This is a genomic window from Micromonospora sp. NPDC049799, from assembly GCF_040656655.1.
Lineage (GTDB): Bacteria > Actinomycetota > Actinomycetes > Mycobacteriales > Micromonosporaceae > Micromonospora.
Genome location: NZ_JBFAMU010000011.1, coordinates 1 through 18,451, shown reverse-complemented (window position 1 = coordinate 18,451; position 18,451 = coordinate 1). Strand labels below are relative to the sequence as shown.

The following is an 18,451-nucleotide window of genomic DNA, read 5'->3' as shown; positions in this document are numbered from 1 at the left end:
CCGCCCGTGCGGGAGACGATCGACCGGGCACTGCGCCGGCAGCGGGTGCTGGTGGTCGTGGCTGTCGTGGCCGGTGTGCTCTGGGGCGTCCTCGGCACGCTGGCCGATCGAGGAGCGACCGGCGCCGTCGTGGCGCTGGCGCCGATCCTCCTGTGGCTCGGCTACTGGGGTCACGAGCTGTTCCGGTCACCCAGCCGGACGGGGCTGCGGGTGGCGCCGGAGCAGTCCACGTTCTTCGCCCCGCCTCGCTGGCCAGTGACGTTGCCGGTCGTCATGACCGCGTGGCTGCCCCTTCAGCTGGTCACCTACTCGGCCCGCTGGGGCAGGGACGCCTTCTGGTGGTTCCTGCTGGTGGTCACGGCCGTCGCCGTCGCCATCGTGGTCCGGGAGCAGTGGCTGCGCCTACCCCTGGTCGAGATCACGCCGGACGGTGTCGGCTACGGATGGCCCCGGCGCACGGTGTTCGTACCGTGGGCGGCGGTGGACCGCGACGGGCCGTTGTGGGCGGCACAGGGCGACACCTTCCTGCGGCTGCCCCTGGTCCGGCCGGATCTGGTGCGGCGGTCGCGCCTCGCCCGGCGGCGTGCCGAGCAGCGGTTCCGGGTGCGGAACGTCGACGTGGCACCGGTGTTCCTCGCCGCCGCCGTCCGGCACTACGCGCGGCACCCGGAGCACCGGACGGGGATCGGCACTCGGGAGGAGTACGCCCGGTTGTGCCGGACACTCACCGGCGGCGACTGACCAGCGGCGTTAGAGTCGGCGGGTGCGCTCCGCTCAGCAGATTCTCGCCGACTCCGCCGTGATCGCCGTCGTGGGCGCGTCCCGCGATCCCGGCAAGGCCGCGCACAGCGTGCCGTTGCAGATGCAGCGGTACGGGTGGCGCATCATCCCGGTCAACCCGACCGCCGACGAGCTGTTCGGCGAGCGGGTCTACCGGTCGCTGGCCGACATCCCGCACCCGGTCGATCTCGTCGACGTGTTCCGGCCGGCGCAGGACGCGGTCGAGGTGGTCCGCCAGGCCGTGGCGATCGGCGCGCCGGCCGTGTGGTTGCAGCTCGGCATCGTGTCGGCCGAGGCGCGGCGGATCGCCACCGAGGCCGGCATCGACTACGTCGAGGATCGGTGCCTGATCGTCGAACGCGCCGCCGCCGGCCTCACCCGCCTGCGCTGACCCCGCCCCGCCTGCGCTGACCTCGGCCCGCCTGCGCTGACCCCGGCCCGCCTTGCTGACCAAGGGATTTGCGTCGGATTCCACGTCGGGCCCTGACCCAAAGCCCTTGATCGACGATGCGGACGGGTGGGTGGCCCTGGTGACCTAGTCTGCGGGTGTGCGGGGGATGCGGCTGCCCAGGATCGGGGACGGATTGTGGGCGCGGCGGCTGGTCGCACTGACGGTGGGGACGGGTGCCGCAGCGCTGGTGGGCACCGGCCTGCTCCAGGTGCCCCCGGCGGACCGGTACGACCTCAGCCTCCCGGTGTGGCTGCTCATCGGTGTGCATCTGCTGTCGCAGCGGTGGTGGCCCCGGCGCGACGGTCGTCTGGTGTGGCGGGTGCGTGTCGCCGGCGTGACCTCGGTGGAGCCGGGTCTGGTGGCCCGGCGGTCCCTTGCCGGCTGGGCCGACCTGGTGGGAGGCGCGGCGCTGGCCGCAGCCCTGTGCGCGGGGCTGATCAGCACCCTGCCCGCGGAGCCGGTCTGGGCCCGGGCCCTGCGGATGGCGCTCGTCGCGGGGGTAGCCGTGGGTATCGGGTGGGCGGTGCACGAGGAGGCGCGGTTCACCGGTCGGCTGACGCTCACCGCCGGCGGCGTCCGGCACGGCCGCCGGACGTACGAATGGACGAACATCGGCCGCGTCACCCCACGCCGGCAGAACGGGCGGCTCGACGGGGTACGGCTGCGGCTTGCCGTCCGGCGGTCCCTGGAGCCGGCGCCCGTGGTGGGCGGACGGGACACGGCCGTGCCCGAGGATCGGTTGGTCGCCGCGATCGAGCACTACCGGAGGAGACCGGAGGTGCTCGGGGTCGGCCTGCCGGTCAGCGCTCCGGAACCCGCCGTGCCGGAGCCGACCGAGGGTGTGCGTTGAGAAGGGGCCCCTCCTCAATCGGAGGCGTTGAGAAGGGGCCCTTCCTTGCACCGTCAGAGCTTGTATTCCTTGAGGAGGCCGCGGGAGATGATGGTTTTCTGGATCTCCGAGGTGCCCTCGCCGATGAGCAGGAACGGGGCCTCCCGCATGAGGCGCTCGATCTCGTACTCCTTGGAGTAGCCGTAGCCGCCGTGGATGCGGAACGCCTCCTGGACCACCTCGGCGCAGTACTCGGAGGCGAGCAGCTTCGCCATGCCGGCCTCGACGTCGTTGCGCTGGCCGGCGTCCTTGAGCCGGGCGGCGTTGACCATGAGGGCGTGCGCCGCCTCGATCTTGGTGCCCATCTCGGCGAGCTTGAAGGCGATCGCCTGGTGCTTGGCGAGGGGCTGGCCGAAGGTGCGCCGCTGCTGGGCGTACGCGACGGCGAGCTCGAAGGCGCGGATGGAGATGCCGCAGGCGCGGGCGGCGACGTTGACCCGGCCGACCTCGATGCCGTCCATCATCTGGTAGAAGCCGCGGCCGACCTTGTCCTCGCCGCCGAGCACGGCGGAGGCGGGGACGGTCACGCCGTCGAGGACCATCTCGGTGGTCTCGACGCCCTTGTAGCCCATCTTGTCGATCTTGCCGGGGATGGTCAGGCCGGGGGCGGTCTCGCCGAAGCCGGGCTCCTTCTCCAGCAGGAAGGTGCTCATGTTGCCGTAGACCGAGTCGGCCCCGGTGTCGGTCTTGACCAGGGTGGCGACCACCGAGGAGTAGGCCCCGTTGGTCAGCCACATCTTCTGGCCGTTGAGGACGTAGTTGTCGCCGTCGCGAACGGCCTTCGACTTGATCGCCGAGACGTCGGAGCCGGTCTCCGGCTCGGACATCGAGAACGCGCCGCGCACCTCGCCGGTGGCCATCTTCGGCAGCAGCCGGGCCTTCTGCTCGGCGGAGCCGTGCTGGGAGACGAGGTACGCCACGATGAAGTGGGTGTTGACGATGCCGGAGATCGACATCCAGCCCCGGGACAGCTCCTCGACCACCAGGGCGTACGTCAGCAGGGACTCGCCCAGCCCGCCGTACTCCTCGTCGATGGTGAGACCGAACAGCCCCATCTCCTTCATCCCCTCGAGGATGTCGGCCGGGTACTCGTCCGCATGCTCCAGCCTCTGGGCGTGCGGGATGATCTCCTTGTCCGCGAACTCCCGGACGGTTTCCAGGATCGACCGCTGCACATCGGTCAGGCCGGGCGTCTGGGCGAGTCGGGCCATCTCAGCCTCCGGGGGATCGGCGCACTACTCGTGGGTAACTGAACGCTCGGTCAGTATCGACCTCACGACGGGCGAGGCCAAGGTGACCAGTCCACACAACCGCTGTGAAAAGGTTCACCGCTGGGGGTACCGTCCGGCAAGAGGACGAGTGCCCCCACCGGCAGGAGGACCAGTCGCGTGAGCCAGCCACCGCAGCCGCCGGGTTCGTCGGACCCGGACCGGACGCCGTCGCCCTGGGAGCAACCCGCCGCCGGTCCCGAGCCGCCGACGTACGGGCAGCAGCCCGGCCAGGACCCGTACGGCCAGCAGCCCGCGTACGGGCAGCCCTCGTACGAGCATCCCGGCGAGCAGCCGCACGGGCAGCAGTGGGGTCACCAACCCCCGTACACCCCGCAGCCGCCGTACGGCCAGTACGGTCCGCCGTCCGGCCCGGGCCAGCGACCCGGCGGCGGGATGAACGTGCTCGCGATCCTCTCGCTGGTTTTCGCCTTCGTCTTCGCCCCGGCCGGCATCGTCCTGGGCCACCTCGCCAAGCGGCAGATCCGCACCACCGGCGAGGACGGCGACCAGCTCGCCACCTGGGGCCTGATCCTCAGCTACGTCTTCACCGGGCTCGGCCTGCTGCTCTGCTGCGGCTGGATCGCGCTGGCCACCCTCGCCGGCAACGACGGGATGATGGGGTACTGACGGTCAGCGGAACTGGGCCTCGCGGACGCTGTTGCCCCCGTCCACCACGAGCATCTGGCCGGTGATGTACGACGCGGCGGGCGAACAGAGGAACGTGATGGCCGACGCCACCTCGTCCGGGGTCCCCGGTCGGCCGACCGGGGTGCCGAGGCCCTGCTTGATCTCCGCCATGGTGGACGCCGCCGTGTAGATGGTGCCCGGGGCCACCGCGTTGACGGTCACCCCGTCGGCCACCATCTCCATGGCCAGCGCCCGGGTGAGCCCGACCACACCCGCCTTGGCCGCCGCGTACGCCGCCTCGGTGGGCAGCGCGTTGACCGGCCCGGCGGTGGCCGCGAGGTTCACGATCCGGCCCCAGCCGCGCTCCGCCATGCCGCCGATGAACGCCCGGCTGCACAGGAAGGCGGTGGTCAGGTTCCGGTCGATCTCGCCGCGCCACTCGTCGTAACTCAGCTGGGCGACCGGGCGCAGCACCTCCGGGCTCGCCCGGCTGGCCAGCCCGGCGTTGTTGACCAGCACCTCCACGTCGCCGAGCTGCTCGGCGACCGCGTCGGCGAGCGCGCCCACCTCCGACTCGTCGGTGAGGTCGGCGACGAAGCCGGTCACCCCCAGCTCGCCCGCCCGCTCGTGGATCCGGCGGGTGGTGGAGACGATGGCGACCCGGGCGCCCAGGTCGGCGAGCCGCCGGGCGGTCGCGTACCCGATGCCGTCCGGGCTGCCCGCACCGGTCACCAGGGCGACCTTCCCGTCGAGCCGCATGGTCACCGGCTCGGGGAGTGCCCGGCCGGAGGTGTCCGTGGCCCGCGCGTCATTCGCCATGCCAGGATCCTGCCCCCTCACCGTGGTCCGGGCAACGCGGCACCCGGTACAGGGATCTCCAAGTTTGGGCGCGGATGGCTACCCTGACGGCGCGCATCCCCAGCCGATGGAGAACAGACGATGACATACCCCCCGCCGTCCGGCGGTTGGTCCGACCCCTCGTGGTCGGGTCAGCAGTCCGGCCCTCCGGCCGATCCGACCCTCGCTGCCGGCAGCCCGATCCCCGCCCAGCCCGGTGGTGACCCGTACGCCCCCGCCAACCCGTACGTCGGGGCGCCGCACCCCACCGACCCGTACGCCGCGCCGCACCCCGGCGGTCCGCACGCGGACGTGCACAAGGGCGCCGACCCGTACGCGGGCGGCTACCCGCCGCCGCCCTACGGCGTTCACGGCTACGGCTACGCCCCGCAGCAGAAGACCAACGGGCTGGCCATCGCCGCGCTCGTGCTGGCCCTGGTCGGCGTCGGGTCCTGCATCACCGCCCCGATCGGGGCGATCCTGGGTCACGTGGCGCGCAAGCAGATCCAGCAGACCGGTGAGGGCGGCGAGGGCATGGCGAAGGCCGCCATCATCGTCGGCTGGATCCTCACCGGGCTCCTCGGCCTGCTCATCGCCTTCTACGTCGTGGTCGCCGTCATCGCGGTCACGTCCGACGGTGGCAGCAGCAGCAGTAACAACTGGTGAGACGCGTCGTGCCGCCCCGGCCGGGCCGGGGCGGCACGATCCGGTACGGGCGGCGCTACTCGGCCGGCGGGGTGAACGTCGACGTCCGGGTCATCCCGGCCGCGCGACCCTTGGCCGCGATCACCAGCGCCATCTTGCGGGACGCCTCGTCGATCATCTCGTCGCCGAGCATCACCGCGCCCAGCTTCCCGCCGGCCTCCGAGGTGTAGTGCTCGTACGCGTCGAGGATCAGTTCGGCGTGGTCGTAGTCGGCCTGCGCCGGCTGGTACACCTCGTTGGCGGCGTCGATCTGGCCCGGGTGGAGCACCCACTTGCCGTCGAAGCCGAGCGCCGCCGACCGCTTGGCGACCTCGCGGAACGCGTCCACGTCGCGGATCTGCAGGAACGGGCCGTCGATGGCCTGCTTGTCGTGCATGCGGGCGGCCATGAGGATGCGCATCAGGATGTAGTGGTACGGGTCACCCGGGTAGTCCGGGATCAGCGCGCCCACCACCAGCGACTTCATGTTGATCGAGGCCATGAAGTCGGCCGGGCCGAAGATGATCGTCTCCACCCGGGGCGACGCGGCGGCGATCGCGTCCACGTTGACCAGGCCGGCGGCGTTCTCGATCTGCGCCTCGATGCCGATCCGGCCGACCTCCAGGCCGAGGGTCTTCTCCAACTGGGTCAGCGTCATGTCCAGCCACTGCACCTGGGCGGCGTTCTGCACCTTCGGCAGCATGATGCAGTCGAGGTTCGCGCCCGCGCCCTCCACGACCTCGATGACGTCCCGGTAGGTCCACGGGGTGGTGAGGTCGTTGACCCGTACGACGCGGGTCTTGCCCGCCCAGTCGCCCTCGTTGAGAGTCGCCACGATGTTCTTGCGGGCGTCCGGCTTGGCCAGCGGCGCGACCGCGTCCTCCAGGTCGAGGAAGACCTGGTCGGCGGGGAGGCCCTGGGCCTTGCCGAGCATCTTGACGCTGGAACCCGGTACCGCGAGGCAGGACCGGCGGGGGCGACCGACTGCGGCCATGGATGCGCTCCTTCCAGCGTCCGGCGGACACGCCGACGCCAGCTGACGGACGTTTGCGGAAACTTAACGATCCCAAAGGGCGTTGTGACGCCACGGTAACCTCGTGCCGTGACCGGGGTGAATGGACCTGTGGAAGATCTCACTGGGCGTCGACTGGTGGTGGTGACCGGGGCCAGCTCCGGCATCGGCCTGGCGGCCGCCGTCGACCTGGCGTGCCGCGGCGACCAGGTGGTACTGGTCGGGCGTGACCCGGCCCGCCTCCAGGCGGCGGCGGAGCAGGTGCGGGAGGCCGCCGGGGAACGCCCGGAGCTGTTCCGGGCCGACTTCGCGGTCCTCGACGACGTACGGCGGCTGGCCGAGCTGCTGCGGTCCGCGTACGACCGGATCGACGTGCTGGCCAACAACGCCGGGGCGATCGTGCTCCAGCCGATCACCACGGTGGACGGCTTCGAGCTGTCGATCCAGGCCAACCACCTGGCGCCGTTCCTGCTGACCAACCTGCTGCGGGACCGGATCGGGCGGATGGTGGTCACCGCCTCCGGCGCACACCGCAGCGGCACCCTCGACCCGGACGACCTGAACGCGCCGCTGGGCCGGTACCGGCCGATGAACGCGTACGGCACCAGCAAGCAGGCCAACATCCTGTTCACCGCCGAGGCGGCCCGGCGCTGGCCCCGGATCCCCGCGTACTCCTTCCATCCCGGGGTGGTGCGGACCCGGTTCGGCAACGACAGCCGCCTGGTCGCCATCGGCATGCGGTTCCTGCCGTTCCGCAGCCCGGAAAAGGGCGCGGAGACGCTGGTGTGGCTCGCCAACCAGGACCCGTCCCGGCTCCAGACCGGCGGCTACTACGCGGACCGCCGGGTGCGCCGGCCGCTGCCGAAGGCGGCCGACCCGCAGCTCGCGGCGCGGCTCTGGGCGGCCAGCGCGAAGGCCGTCGGCATCGACGCCTGACCCGCTACTCGGTCAGGTGCACCGGGACGCTGGTGACGACCACCCCGGGCAGCGGCCGGAGCGCGGCGCGCAGCCGCTTCTCGGTGCGGCTGTGCAGGGGCCGGTGCCAGCGGCGGCGCACCATCACCTCGGGCACCACCACGGTCAGCACCAGGTCCGCCCGCCCGGCGTGCAGCGCCTCCAGGTAGTGCGCCAGCGGCCCGATCACCGCCCGGTACGGCGACACGATCGTCTCCAGCCGCACGTGGTCGCCCCACGCCCGCCACTGCTCCCGGAACCGGTCCGCCTCCGGTTCCTCCGGTGCGATGTGCACGGCCAGCGTCGGCTGGCCGAGGGAGGCCGCGTACGCCAGGCCCCGCAGCGACGCCCGGTTCAGCCGGGCGACCGGCACGACGACCAGGTGGCGTACCTCCTGGGGCAGTTCCTGCGCCTCGGACGCGGCGGCGCCGGACGGCCCGGCGTCCGACGGCGGGCGCAGCGCGAGCGACCGGTGCAGGATGCGGTAGTGCCGTTGGATGGCGCGGAAGAGCAGGACCAGCAGCGGTACGGCGACGACCACCACCCACGCACCCTCGGTGAACTTGCTGACCCCCGCCGTGACCAGCACCAGTCCGGACAGCGTCGCGCCGACAGCGTTCAGGGTCGCCCGTCGCCGCCAGCCCGGCCCCCGGTGGCGACGCCAGTGCACGACCATGCCGGCCTGCGACAGCGTGAAGGCGAGGAACACGCCCACCGCGTAGAGCGGGATCAGCGCCTCGGTGTGCCCGCGGAACGCGACCAGGATCACGGCGGCGGCCACGGCGAGCGCGAGCAGGCCGTTGCTGAAGGCCAGCCGGTCGCCCATGTGCAGGAACCGGCGGGGAGCGTGCCCGTCGCGGGCCATGAAGAAGAGCAGCCGGGGGAAGCCGTTGAAGGCGGTGTTCGCGGCGAGCAGGAGGATGGTCGCGGTGGCCGCCTGGACGAGCCCGTACCACGGGCCGCTCGGGAAGGTCACCCGGGCCAGCTGGGACAGCATCGTCTCGTCGGACGCCGGCACCAGCCCGGCCTGGTGGAACAGCAGGGTCAGACCCGCGAAGAGCACCACGAGCATGCCGATCATCCAGGTCAGCGTGGTGCGCGCGTTGCGCCACTCCGGCGTCCGGAAGGCGGTCACCGCGTTGGAGACGGCCTCGATGCCGGTCATCGACACCGCGCCGGAGGAGAACGCCCGCAACACCAGCAGCAGCGACAGGCCCTCGACGGCCGGCACCGGATCCGGCGGCACGGGTGTGAAACCCCGGGCCGCCGCCTGGAAGCCGCCGGCCAGCAGCAGCGCGACGACCGCGACCACGAAGGCGTACGTGGGCAGCACGAACAGGTTGCCGGCGACGCGTACGCCCCGGAGGTTGCCGGCGAGCAGCAGCGCGATCACCAGGACGCCGAGCGGCACGGCCAGCGGCGTCAGCGCCGGCAGCGCCGAGGTGACCGCCTGCACGCCGGCCGCGACGGACACCGCCACCGTCAGGACGTAGTCCAGGATCAGACCGGCCGCGGCGACCAGGCCGGCCCGGGGACCGAGGTTGTCCCCGGCCACGATGTAGGAGCCGGCGCCGTGCGGGTACGCCGGGATGGTCTGGCGGTACGAGGCGCCGACCGCGACCATCAGCACCGCCAACCCGACTGCGAGCGGCAGGGACAGCCCGAGCGCCCCGCTGCCGGCGAGCACCAGCACGGCGAGCATGGCCTCCGGTCCGTACGCCACCGAGCTGAGCAGGTCCGAGGAGAGCACCGGCAGGGCGACCGTCTTGCGCATCCGCTCGTAGAGCACGGCGGCGCTGCTCAGCGGTGGCCCGAACAACGCCCGCCGGAGTCGGGTGACCGACCGGCCGAAGCGGCTGCCGGGGACGTTGGCCGGTTCGGCGGCGACCAGCTCGTCCGGTTCCTCCACCCGGAACATGGCGATCGGCGCGAGCCGCCCGAACCGGGTCGGTGCGGGCCGTTCCCCGTGCCGGCGCAGCGTCGGGTCGACCGGCAGGGCGTCGGTACGCGACGCGCCGCCCCGCCATGCCTCCCCGATCCGGCGCAGCGCGCGCAGCTCGTCGGGACGCAGCGGCGGGAACTCGGCCGACGGCGTGACGACGGTGCCGCGCTCGGCACCACCGTCGTGCCCGTCCGCCCGGCCGTCCCCCGTCACGATCCCCCGCCCACTGTCCGCGTTCCCGCTTCCTCCCCTCGCACTTTCACGGAAAGCGGCCGGGTCGGCGGTCGAATGGCCACTCTTTCCGTGAACGTGCGGCTCTTCGCGGGCGGCGGCTCTTCGGTGGGCGGTGGGCCGCGGGTCAGTCGCGCAGCGGGGCGGTGTCGGCCGGGACGGCGGTGGGCACCGGCGGGACACGACGGGCCGCCCGGCCGCCGAGCACCACCACGGCGACGCCCGCCAGGAGCAGCGCCAGGCCGGGCAGGGCGAGCGGACGCGGCAGCTGGTCGAGCCACACCCAGCCGATCAGGGCGGCCCCCGGCGCCTCCAGCAGGATCAGGACGCTGATCGTGACGGCCGAGACGCGCCGCAGCGCGTAGTTGAACATGGAGTGACCGAGCAGTTGGGCGCCGACCACCAGGGCCAGCACGGCCGCCCAGGTGCCGGCGTCGAAGCCGGTCAGCGGCACCCGGCCGACCAGGCAGACCACGAGCAGCAGCAGGGCGCACACCCCGTAGCAGATGGTGGTGTACGTGGCCGTACTGATCGTGGCCCGGGCCCGCTCCCCGAGCGCCGAGTAGACCGCCGCGAACATGCCGCCCACGATCGCGAGCAGGTCACCGGCGAAGGCCCGGCCGGAGACCGCGAAGTCCGCGCCGGTGGCCAGGACGGCACCGACCACCGCCACACCGACACCGGCCCACACCGCGACGGGCAGCCGGCGTCCCTGGGCGCGGGCGATCAGTCCCTGCCAGACCGGCTGGGTGGCGCCCAGGGCCGTCGCGGCGGCGACCGACGTGAGCTGGGCGCTCGGCATCCACGTGGCGAAGTGCGCGGCCAGCGCCACGCCGGACAGGACGCAGAAGAGGCCCTCCCGCCGCCCGGCACCCACGGTCAGCGCGCGGAACTCGGCCCGCCGTCGGGCCAGCGAGAACGGGCCGAGCACGGCGGCCGAGAGCATGTTGCGCCAGAACGCCACGGCCAGGGCGGGTGCCGCGGCGAACGCGATCAGCGGTGCGGACGACGACACGGCGGCGACGGCGAGGACGAGCGCCCCGGTGGTCACCGGGTCGAGGGGCGGGCGGTGCGCGGTGGAGGACACGGGGAGCAATCCTCACACGTTCGGGCCACCACGGAACGTCAATGCTCCGTTACGATCACGATCGTCCCGCCGGCGACCCCTCGACCGCCCGGAGGCGCTCCCATGCCCACGTACCAGGCGGTGCTGTTCGACTTCTTCGGCACGCTGACCCGCTCCGTCCAGCGCGGCGCCGCCCACTCCGGCACCGCCGACCTGCTCGGCTGCCCCCGCGACGCCTTCATCGACGTGCTCGACCGCACCTTCTACCAGCGCGCCAGCGGGCGGCTGGGCGATGCCGAGGCCACCATGCGCTGGGTCTGCGACCAGGCCGGCGTCCACCCCTCCGACGAGGCGGTGCGCTGCGCGGTCGCCGCCCGCCACAGCGCCGTACGCGCCGACACCCGACTGCGCGACGAGGCGGTGCCCACGCTGGCCGCGCTGCGCGCACGGGCCGTACGGACCGGGATCGTCAGCGACTGCACCCACGAGCTGCCGGCGTTCCTGCCGCAGTTGCCGATCGCGCCGCTGGTCGACGTACGGGTGTTCTCCGTCCAGCTGGGCCGCTGCAAGCCCGACCCCGCGCTCTACCTGACAGCGTGCCACCGGCTCGGGGTGGCGCCGGTGGACTGCCTGTTCGTCGGCGACGGCGGCAGCCAGGAGCTGACCGGGGCGCAGCGCACCGGGATGACGGCGGTCCGGCTGGCCGCACCGGACCTCGCCGGTCACATGGTGTTCAACGCCGACGACTCCTGGCACGGGCCGGTCCTGCACTCGCTCGCCGAGGTGGTCGGCCTGGTCGACGGCACGGCGACCCTCACCGACGCGGCGGTGTCGGCCGGCACCACCTGACCGGCACGCCCCGGTCACGGTCACCGCGTCCGACCCGGCGTCGGGCCGGCGTACCGCGCCGGTCAGCGACGGCGGACGCGGTGCAGGCGGAAGGGCTTGCGGGTGGCGCGCACGACCGGCGTCTCCCGGGGCACCTCGGCCAGTGACTCCGCCGGGAGCGCCGCCCCGGCGAGCGGGTCACCGGCCGGGGTGAGCTGGTTCAGGGCACACCCGTCGGCCGCCCACCGCGCCACCAGGTCGGCCGCCGTACCGGGGGCGTTCAGCCGCTTGGCGGCGACGAGCGGGGCGTTGGTGTCCCAGTGCTCGGTGCCCGGGGCCAGCCGGGTCACCCGGGCGGGCCAGGTGACGATCCGGCCGCCGTGGTCGCCGCGCAGGGTCACCTGCGCCTCCGTCGCGTCGGCCAGCCCCGGCGCGGACTGCTCGCCCGGCCCGCTGACCACGAACAGCGCCCCCTCCAGCGGGACGCACCACAGCCCGTACGCCGGGCCGCCGGGGACGTTCACCCAGGCCACGGCCGCCTTCTTCAGCGCCTCGTCGACCAGGGGCGTGCTACGGGGTTCCACTCCGGCATCCTCCCCCATCGCGGCCGGTCCCGTCAGCCGACGAACGGCGGCACCATGATCTCGCCGCGCGCCACCGGGACCACCTGACCCGCGACCGTCGCGCCGACGGCCTGGCCGCCCGCCGCGGTCACCGTGCACGACAGCGACGACGGCCGGCCCATCTCGACACCCTGCCGGACGGTGTACGCCGCGCGCCCGTCGCCCGGCAGCAGACCGCTGGCCACCAGCCACACGCCCAGCCCGAGCGCCGCCGAGCCGGTCGCCGGGTCCTCCGGAACGCCGAGCCCCGGCACGAAGACACGGGCGTGCGCGGTTTGCGCGGCGGCGTCCCAGGAGAAGACGCTGACGTGCTCCACCCCGTACCGCTCCGCCGCCGCCGCGTTCATCCGGGCGCGGGCCACCGCGTCCGGACGCACCGGCAGGTACGGGAACTCCAGCCCGCAGCCGGCCACCCGGGGCGCGGGACCGGCGTGGTCGGCGGCGGTGAGTCCCGCCATCTCCAGCAGCGGCTCCGGATCCAGCTCCGGTCCGAGCGTGGGGGTGCCGCCGGTGAGGGTCGCCCCGGTCGGGGTCACCTCGATCGGCAGTACGCCGGCGACGCACTCCTGGGTGACCTGCCCCACACCGAACAGGCCCCGCCGGGCGGCGGTGAAGGCCGCACCGACACTCGGGTGCCCGGCGAACGGGATCTCGGCGGCGGGGGTGAAGATGCGGGCCCGGTAGGTGGCGCCAACCTGGGTGGCCGGGAGCACGAAGACCGTCTCGGAAAGGTTGAACTCCACCGCGAGCGCCTGCATCTGGTCGGTCGCCAGTGCTTCGGCACCGAACACCACCGCCAGGGGGTTGCCCGCGAAGGGGCGGTCGGTGAAGACGTCCACGATCTCGTAGGCCAAGGTCGACATGTTGATAAACACTAGGCGCTTAGGCTGGTGCCCGTGAGTACGCCGACCCGGGTCTACATCGCCCGCCTCGCCGGAGTCGCCGTGTTCGACCCCAACGGCGACCAGGTGGGGCGGGTCCGTGACGCGGTGGCGCGGCTGCGCTCGACCCAGCGCCCGCCGGAGGTGGTCGGCCTCGTCGCCGAGATGCCGATGCGGCGTCGCATCTTCCTCTCCATCAACCGCATCACCTCCATCGACGCCGACGCGGTGGTGCTCGGCAGCGGCACCCTCAACCTGCGGCGCTTCGAGAAGCGCCCCAACGAGCTGCTGGTGCTGCAGGAGCTGCTCGACCGGCGGGTGCAGATCGACCCGGGCGGCCAGTCCGGCGCGGTCGTCGACATCGCGATGGAGTGCAGCCGGGGCGGTGAGTGGTCGCTCAGCCGGGTGGCCGTACGCGAGCAGACCGGCCGGCTCACCCGGCGCGGCCACCTGCACCAGGTGGAGTGGGACAAGGTCCGTGGCCTGAGCGGCATCGCCACCACCCGGGGCACCGCCAACCTGCTCGCGGTCCTGGAGGACATGCGTCCCGCCGACCTGGCCAACGCGCTCCAGGACCTGCCCGACGCGCGGCGCAACGAGGTCGCGGCGGCCCTCGACGACGAGCGGCTGGCCGACGTGCTCAGCGAGCTGCCGGAGCACGACCAGGTGGAGATCCTGGTCGCGCTGGACCGGGAACGGGCCGCGGACGTGCTGGAGGAGATGGACCCGGACGACGCGGCCGACCTGCTCAACGAGCTGCCGCCGCCGGAGCAGGACGTGCTGCTCGACCTGATGGAGCCGGGCGAGGCGGACCCGGTACGCCAACTGCTGAAGTACATGCCGGGCACGGCCGGCGGCGTGATGACCTCCGAGCCGGTCATCCTGCCGCCGGACGCCACCGTCGCCGAGGCGCTGGCCCGGGTCCGGGAGGTGCAGCTCTCCCCCGCCGTGGCCGCCCAGGTCTTCGTGACGCGGGCGCCGATGACCACGCCCACCGGGCGGTACCTCGGCATGGTGCACTTCCAGCGCCTGCTCCGGGAGCCGCCGGCGGACATGCTGGGCGGCATCGTGGTCAACGACATCGACCCGTTGCGGCCGACCACCCCGCTGCCCGAGATCACCCGCCGCATGGCCACGTACGACCTGGTGGCCATGCCGGTGATCGACCGCAACAACCGGCTGGTCGGCGCCGTCACCGTGGACGACGTGCTGGACCACCTGCTGCCCCGGGACTGGCGTGACCGGGACGCCGTGACGGCGGTGTCCCCGCCCGGCGGGGCGCTGGACGGCGACGATGGCTGAGCAGCGCCGGCCACAGCGGCTCGACCAGCCGCGCGAGCCCCGACGGTTGACCCTGCCCCGGTTCGACCCGGAGGCCTTCGGTCGCTGGTCGGAGGGGATCGCCCGCGGGATGGGCACGGCGAACTTCATCGTCTACATGACGGTGGTCATCGCCGCCTGGTTCGTCTGGAACACCCTCGCTCCGGCGAACCTGCGCTTCGACCCGTACACCTTCACGTTCCTGACCTTGATCCTGTCCCTGCAGGCCAGCTACGCGGCGCCGCTGATCCTGCTCGCGCAGAACCGGCAGGCCGACCGGGACCGGGTGGCGCTGGAGGAGGACCGGCGCCGAGCCTCGATGCAGAAGGCGGACACCGAGTACCTGACCCGGGAGATCGCCGCGCTGCGCAACGCGATGGGCGAGGTGGCCACCCGGGACTTCCTCCGCTCCGAGCTGGCCCGGCTGGCCGAGGAGCTGGACGAGGCGAACCAGCGCCGGAGCCGGTTGGAACGCCGCCAGCAGGAGCGCCCCGCCCAGCGGGGCGGCGACGGTCTGGACGAGCCGCGGGACGACCTGGACGGCGACTACAGCCGGGGCGGCCGGCCGGAGGGCCGGGAAGGCTGAGCGCCGCCCGTCCCAAGGGGCCGGGCGGGCGGCGTTCGTCGCGGATCGTCCCACTTCGGGACGTACGCCGTCCAGCCCTGGCCGGTCCATCGATTGGCTCACACCGGTCCCCGCTGAGCGCGGGGCGCGATCGGCGCCGACGTAGCATTGCCGGCATGTCAGCACCCGTCAGCACCGTGTCCGACGCGATCCAGGCCGCGCTGGCCACCGTCAACGACCCGGAGATCCGCCGGCCCATCACCGAGCTGGGCATGGTCCGCTCCGCCGAGGTAGGCGACGACGGCGTGGTCCGGGTCGAGTTGCTGCTCACCGTGGCCGGCTGCCCGCTGAAGGACAAGCTGCGTTCCGACATCACCGCCGCCGTCGGCGCGGTGCCCGGCGTGACCGGCGTCGCGATCGAGTTCGGCGTGATGAGCCCCGAGCAGCGCCAGGAACTCCAGGCGAAGCTGCGCGGCGGCTCCGGTACCGAGGAGCCCGTCATCCCGTTCGCCCAGCCCGGCTCCCGCACCCGCGTGTACGCGGTCGCCAGCGGCAAGGGCGGCGTCGGCAAGTCCAGCGTGACGGTCAACCTGGCTGCGGCGCTGGCCGCCCGGGGCCTCTCCGTCGGCGTGGTGGACGCGGACATCTACGGCCACTCGGTGCCCCGCATGCTGGGCGCGGACGGCCGTCCCACCCGCGTCGAGGACATGATCATGCCGCCGCAGTCGCACGGCGTGAAGGTGATCTCGATCGGCATGTTCACCGCCGGCAACGCCGCGGTGGTCTGGCGGGGCCCGATGCTGCACCGGGCGCTCCAGCAGTTCCTCGCCGACGTCTACTGGGGCGACCTCGACGTGCTCCTGCTCGACCTGCCCCCGGGCACCGGCGACGTGGCCATCTCCCTCGCCCAGCTCCTGCCGAACTCGGAGATCCTGGTCGTCACCACGCCGCAGGCCGCCGCCGCCGAGGTGGCGGAGCGGGCCGGCGCGATCGCGCTCCAGACCCACCAGCGGGTGGTCGGCGTCATCGAGAACATGTCCTGGCTGGAGCTGCCGGACGGTTCCCGGATGGAGATCTTCGGTGCCGGCGGCGGCCAGACGGTCGCGGACTCGCTGACCCAGACGATCGGCGCGCAGGTGCCGCTGCTCGGTCAGATCCCCCTCGACACCCGGGTCCGGGAGGCCGGCGACGAGGGCACCCCGATCGTGCTCGCCGAGCCGGAGTCGCCGGCCGCGAAGGCGCTGGGTCAGGTCGCCGACCGGCTCGCCCTGCGCCGCGAGTCCCTGCTCGGCAAGCCGCTGGGCCTCAAGCCCGCCGGCCGCTGACCCACTGACCGCCCCTGGGGTGGCCGGGCCTGCCCCGGGTGGCCGGGCCCGCCCCGTCTGACGGGTCAGGGCGGCCGAATCCCAAGATCCACTCGATGTCCTTGATGTCGGGGTGTCCGGACGCCTCGGATGCCCCCACATCATTGACATCGAGTGGATCTTGCTTACCGTCCCGGATGACGGCTGGAATCGACCACATCCTGGACACGCCGAGCGTGGCGAGACCGACCGGGCCAGGACCTGCGGTGTCCGGAGACCAACCCGCTTCGTAGGCCGCCCCGCATGGGTCCCCGCCCGGCCCGGGCGCGCACGCCCTCAAGACCGAACAGGCCCGACCGGACGTCCCCCGATCCGCCCCGTCACGAGGCGAAAGAGGAACCGGTGTCAGGTGGCGTCGTCGTAGCTGACGCGGGGGGCGGGAGCCGGGGTGGGTGCGCCGCCGTCGGTGGCCGTCGCCGGGCGGTGGCCGTTTCCGCGCAGGTCCGCCGCCGAGGCGACGTCCTTCAGCTCGTTGTGCACGCCGGTCACGTCCGCGCGCAGATTGTCGTAGACGCCCTGCAGCGGCTTCCGGATCGCCGCCTCGTCCTCCTCGCTGAGGAGGTGCTTGCGGATGAACGCCTTCGGGTGCAGGTCCTCCAGCTGGATGTCCGTGCCCAGCTCGCGGCTCAGGTCGGTGGTGGCGTTACTGGCCATCCTGCGCAGGTTTCGCACCATCCGCAGGCCGTCGTTGATGACCGCGGGCAACCGGTCACCGAAGATCAACAGCGCCAGGAGCAGCAGCGCACCGATCTCCCACCAGTTCAGGTTGTCGAACACCGCACGGGCCTCCTCTCGGCGTCAGGGCAAGCCTACGCACGTCACCCCCGCAGCGGGGAGGGGGTCGCGCCGCTCACTTCACATCTGCGGCGAGGGTCACCGAGGCGTTCTGGCGGGCCGACCCGCGCCGGTACTCGACCGTCACCACCGACCCGGGCGCGAACTTCCGCACCAGGGCGATCAGGTCGGTCGGTTCCGTCATCGGGCGTCCGTTGAGCTTGAGGATGACGTCGCCGGCCTTCAGCCCGGCACCGGCCGCCGGGCCGGACGGCTCCACGGACGCCAGGCGTACGCCGGCGCCGCCGCCCAGGCCGGGACCACCGACCTGGGCCCCGATGACCGTACGGCGGGCCTTGCCGGTGCCGATGATGTCCTGGGTGACGCGCTTGGCCTGGTTGATGGGGATGGCGAAGGCGAGACCGATGTTGCCCGCCTCCTGCCCGTCCGCGACCAATGACTTGATCGTCGAGTTGACGCCGATCACCCGGCCGGCTCCGTCGACCAGCGGGCCGCCCGAGTTGCCGTGGTTCACCGCCGCGTCGGTCTGGATCGCCGCGTAGTACCGCGTCGGCCCGCCCGGCTCACCCGCCTGCATGGTCCGGTCGAGGGCGCTCACGATGCCGGCGGTGACCGTGTTGGCCAGCGACAGCGGCGAGCCGATGGCCAGCACCGGGTCACCCACGGCCAGGGCGTCGGAATCGCCGAACTCGACCGGACGCAGGCCGGACTTGGCCACCTTGATCACCGCGATGTCCGATTCCGGATCCTGCCCCACGATCTCGGCGGGGGCCGAGCTGCCGTCGTTGAAGATCACCGCGGCCCGGCCGGTGGCGGTGGCCAGCACGTGATCGTTCGTGATCACGTGGCCGTCGGCGCTGACGATGAAGCCGGAGCCCTCGCTGGTGCCGCCGAGGCTGGCCACCCGCACGGTGACCACGCTGGGCAGGACGCGTTCGGCCACCCCGGCCAGTGACTCGGGTCGCCGCTGGGCGAGACCCGGCGCCTCGTTGGCACCGGCACCGAGCACCGTGCCGGCGCCCGCGCCGCCGCGCACCGCGAAGGCATACCCGAGGGCACCGCCCAGGGCGCCCGCGAGCAACGCGGTGACCAGCGGGACGATCAGCAACTGCCGCAGGGTGGGCCGGCCGGGCGCGTCGGGGTCGACGACCGGCTCCGGATCCGTCCCGGTGCCGGCCGGAGCGGGCACCACGACCGCGGCCGGCGCCGCCGGGTCCCGCCACGGGTCGCCGAGCGGTCTACTACGGCGCCGAGGGCGGCAACGGCCTGTGGCGCAGCACCGACTTCGGTGCGACCTGGGCCCGCGTCGCCAGCTTCCCCAACGCCGGCAA

The 18,451-nt window shown here is 73.2% G+C and carries 19 protein-coding genes; 10 read left to right on the top strand and 9 right to left on the bottom strand.

Annotation, left to right across the window (positions count from 1 at the left end; genetic code table 11):
* Positions 1 to 6: 6 nt before the first annotated feature.
* The 3 genes from AB0I76_RS02425 (at position 7) to AB0I76_RS02415 (ending at position 2,081) form a co-directional block, all read left to right on the top strand.
* Positions 7 to 741, top strand: coding sequence for a hypothetical protein (locus AB0I76_RS02425; RefSeq protein ID WP_357028789.1), 735 nt, complete (start codon positions 7 to 9; stop codon positions 739 to 741).
* 22 nt (positions 742 to 763) lie between these two features.
* Positions 764 to 1,171: a CoA-binding protein gene (locus AB0I76_RS02420; protein WP_357028785.1), complete on the top strand. Its 408-nt coding sequence runs from the start codon at positions 764 to 766 to the stop codon at positions 1,169 to 1,171.
* A 166-nt stretch (positions 1,172 to 1,337) separates the two neighbouring features.
* A complete protein-coding gene (locus AB0I76_RS02415; protein ID WP_357028781.1) occupies positions 1,338 to 2,081 on the top strand; it encodes a hypothetical protein in 744 nt (247 codons plus the stop codon).
* Between the two features lie 53 nt (positions 2,082 to 2,134).
* On the opposite strand, the gene AB0I76_RS02410 is transcribed toward AB0I76_RS02415, so the two are convergent.
* A complete protein-coding gene (locus AB0I76_RS02410) occupies positions 2,135 to 3,331 on the bottom strand; it encodes an acyl-CoA dehydrogenase family protein (RefSeq protein ID WP_357028777.1) in 1,197 nt (398 codons plus the stop codon).
* A gap of 177 nt (positions 3,332 to 3,508) precedes the next feature.
* Between AB0I76_RS02410 and AB0I76_RS02405 the strand changes: the two genes are divergently transcribed.
* On the top strand, positions 3,509 to 4,018 hold the full coding sequence (locus AB0I76_RS02405; RefSeq protein ID WP_357028774.1) for a DUF4190 domain-containing protein: 510 nt from the start codon (positions 3,509 to 3,511) through the stop codon (positions 4,016 to 4,018).
* Positions 4,019 to 4,021: 3 nt separating this feature from the next.
* Here AB0I76_RS02405 and AB0I76_RS02400 read toward each other — a convergent pair whose 3' ends face one another.
* Positions 4,022 to 4,837, bottom strand: a complete 816-nt coding sequence (locus AB0I76_RS02400; RefSeq protein ID WP_357028771.1) for an SDR family NAD(P)-dependent oxidoreductase — start codon at positions 4,835 to 4,837, stop codon at positions 4,022 to 4,024.
* Between the two features lie 120 nt (positions 4,838 to 4,957).
* Between AB0I76_RS02400 and AB0I76_RS02395 the strand changes: the two genes are divergently transcribed.
* Positions 4,958 to 5,521 carry a DUF4190 domain-containing protein gene (locus AB0I76_RS02395; protein ID WP_357028768.1) on the top strand — a complete coding sequence of 188 codons (564 nt, stop codon included), beginning with the start codon at positions 4,958 to 4,960 and terminating at the stop codon, positions 5,519 to 5,521.
* Positions 5,522 to 5,576: 55 nt separating this feature from the next.
* Here the strand turns inward: AB0I76_RS02395 and AB0I76_RS02390 are convergent, their stop codons facing one another.
* Positions 5,577 to 6,533: a CoA ester lyase gene (locus AB0I76_RS02390; RefSeq protein ID WP_357028765.1), complete on the bottom strand. Its 957-nt coding sequence runs from the start codon at positions 6,531 to 6,533 to the stop codon at positions 5,577 to 5,579.
* Positions 6,534 to 6,662: 129 nt separating this feature from the next.
* Between AB0I76_RS02390 and AB0I76_RS02385 the strand changes: the two genes are divergently transcribed.
* On the top strand, positions 6,663 to 7,487 hold the full coding sequence (locus AB0I76_RS02385; protein ID WP_357028762.1) for an SDR family NAD(P)-dependent oxidoreductase: 825 nt from the start codon (positions 6,663 to 6,665) through the stop codon (positions 7,485 to 7,487).
* Between the two features lie 4 nt (positions 7,488 to 7,491).
* Here AB0I76_RS02385 and AB0I76_RS02380 read toward each other — a convergent pair whose 3' ends face one another.
* On the bottom strand, positions 7,492 to 9,660 hold the full coding sequence (locus AB0I76_RS02380; RefSeq protein WP_357028759.1) for an APC family permease: 2,169 nt from the start codon (positions 9,658 to 9,660) through the stop codon (positions 7,492 to 7,494).
* 145 nt (positions 9,661 to 9,805) lie between these two features.
* Positions 9,806 to 10,765: a DMT family transporter gene (locus AB0I76_RS02375; protein ID WP_357028756.1), complete on the bottom strand. Its 960-nt coding sequence runs from the start codon at positions 10,763 to 10,765 to the stop codon at positions 9,806 to 9,808.
* 102 nt (positions 10,766 to 10,867) lie between these two features.
* Here AB0I76_RS02375 and AB0I76_RS02370 point away from each other — a divergent pair, with 102 nt between their 5' ends.
* Positions 10,868 to 11,593: an HAD family hydrolase gene (locus AB0I76_RS02370; protein WP_357028753.1), complete on the top strand. Its 726-nt coding sequence runs from the start codon at positions 10,868 to 10,870 to the stop codon at positions 11,591 to 11,593.
* Positions 11,594 to 11,655: 62 nt separating this feature from the next.
* Here the strand turns inward: AB0I76_RS02370 and AB0I76_RS02365 are convergent, their stop codons facing one another.
* Positions 11,656 to 12,174 carry a hypothetical protein gene (locus tag AB0I76_RS02365; protein WP_357028750.1) on the bottom strand — a complete coding sequence of 173 codons (519 nt, stop codon included), beginning with the start codon at positions 12,172 to 12,174 and terminating at the stop codon, positions 11,656 to 11,658.
* A 14-nt stretch (positions 12,175 to 12,188) separates the two neighbouring features.
* A complete protein-coding gene (locus AB0I76_RS02360; protein WP_357028747.1) occupies positions 12,189 to 13,058 on the bottom strand; it encodes a PhzF family phenazine biosynthesis protein in 870 nt (289 codons plus the stop codon).
* Positions 13,059 to 13,091: 33 nt separating this feature from the next.
* Between AB0I76_RS02360 and AB0I76_RS02355 the strand changes: the two genes are divergently transcribed.
* The 3 genes from AB0I76_RS02355 (at position 13,092) to AB0I76_RS02345 (ending at position 16,286) form a co-directional block, all read left to right on the top strand.
* Entirely contained in the window at positions 13,092 to 14,378 is a 1,287-nt protein-coding gene (locus AB0I76_RS02355; protein WP_357028744.1) for a CBS domain-containing protein, read from the top strand.
* Positions 14,371 to 14,982, top strand: a complete 612-nt coding sequence (locus AB0I76_RS02350) for a DUF1003 domain-containing protein (RefSeq protein ID WP_357028741.1) — start codon at positions 14,371 to 14,373, stop codon at positions 14,980 to 14,982. Before AB0I76_RS02355 ends, AB0I76_RS02350 begins: the two co-directional genes overlap by 8 nt.
* A gap of 155 nt (positions 14,983 to 15,137) precedes the next feature.
* On the top strand, positions 15,138 to 16,286 hold the full coding sequence (locus AB0I76_RS02345) for an Mrp/NBP35 family ATP-binding protein (RefSeq protein WP_357028738.1): 1,149 nt from the start codon (positions 15,138 to 15,140) through the stop codon (positions 16,284 to 16,286).
* A gap of 384 nt (positions 16,287 to 16,670) precedes the next feature.
* Here AB0I76_RS02345 and AB0I76_RS02340 read toward each other — a convergent pair whose 3' ends face one another.
* Positions 16,671 to 17,102: a preprotein translocase subunit TatB gene (locus tag AB0I76_RS02340; protein ID WP_357028735.1), complete on the bottom strand. Its 432-nt coding sequence runs from the start codon at positions 17,100 to 17,102 to the stop codon at positions 16,671 to 16,673.
* Positions 17,103 to 17,175: 73 nt separating this feature from the next.
* Positions 17,176 to 18,312: a trypsin-like peptidase domain-containing protein gene (locus tag AB0I76_RS02335; protein WP_357028732.1), complete on the bottom strand. Its 1,137-nt coding sequence runs from the start codon at positions 18,310 to 18,312 to the stop codon at positions 17,176 to 17,178.
* Between the last annotated feature and the right edge of the window lie 139 nt (positions 18,313 to 18,451).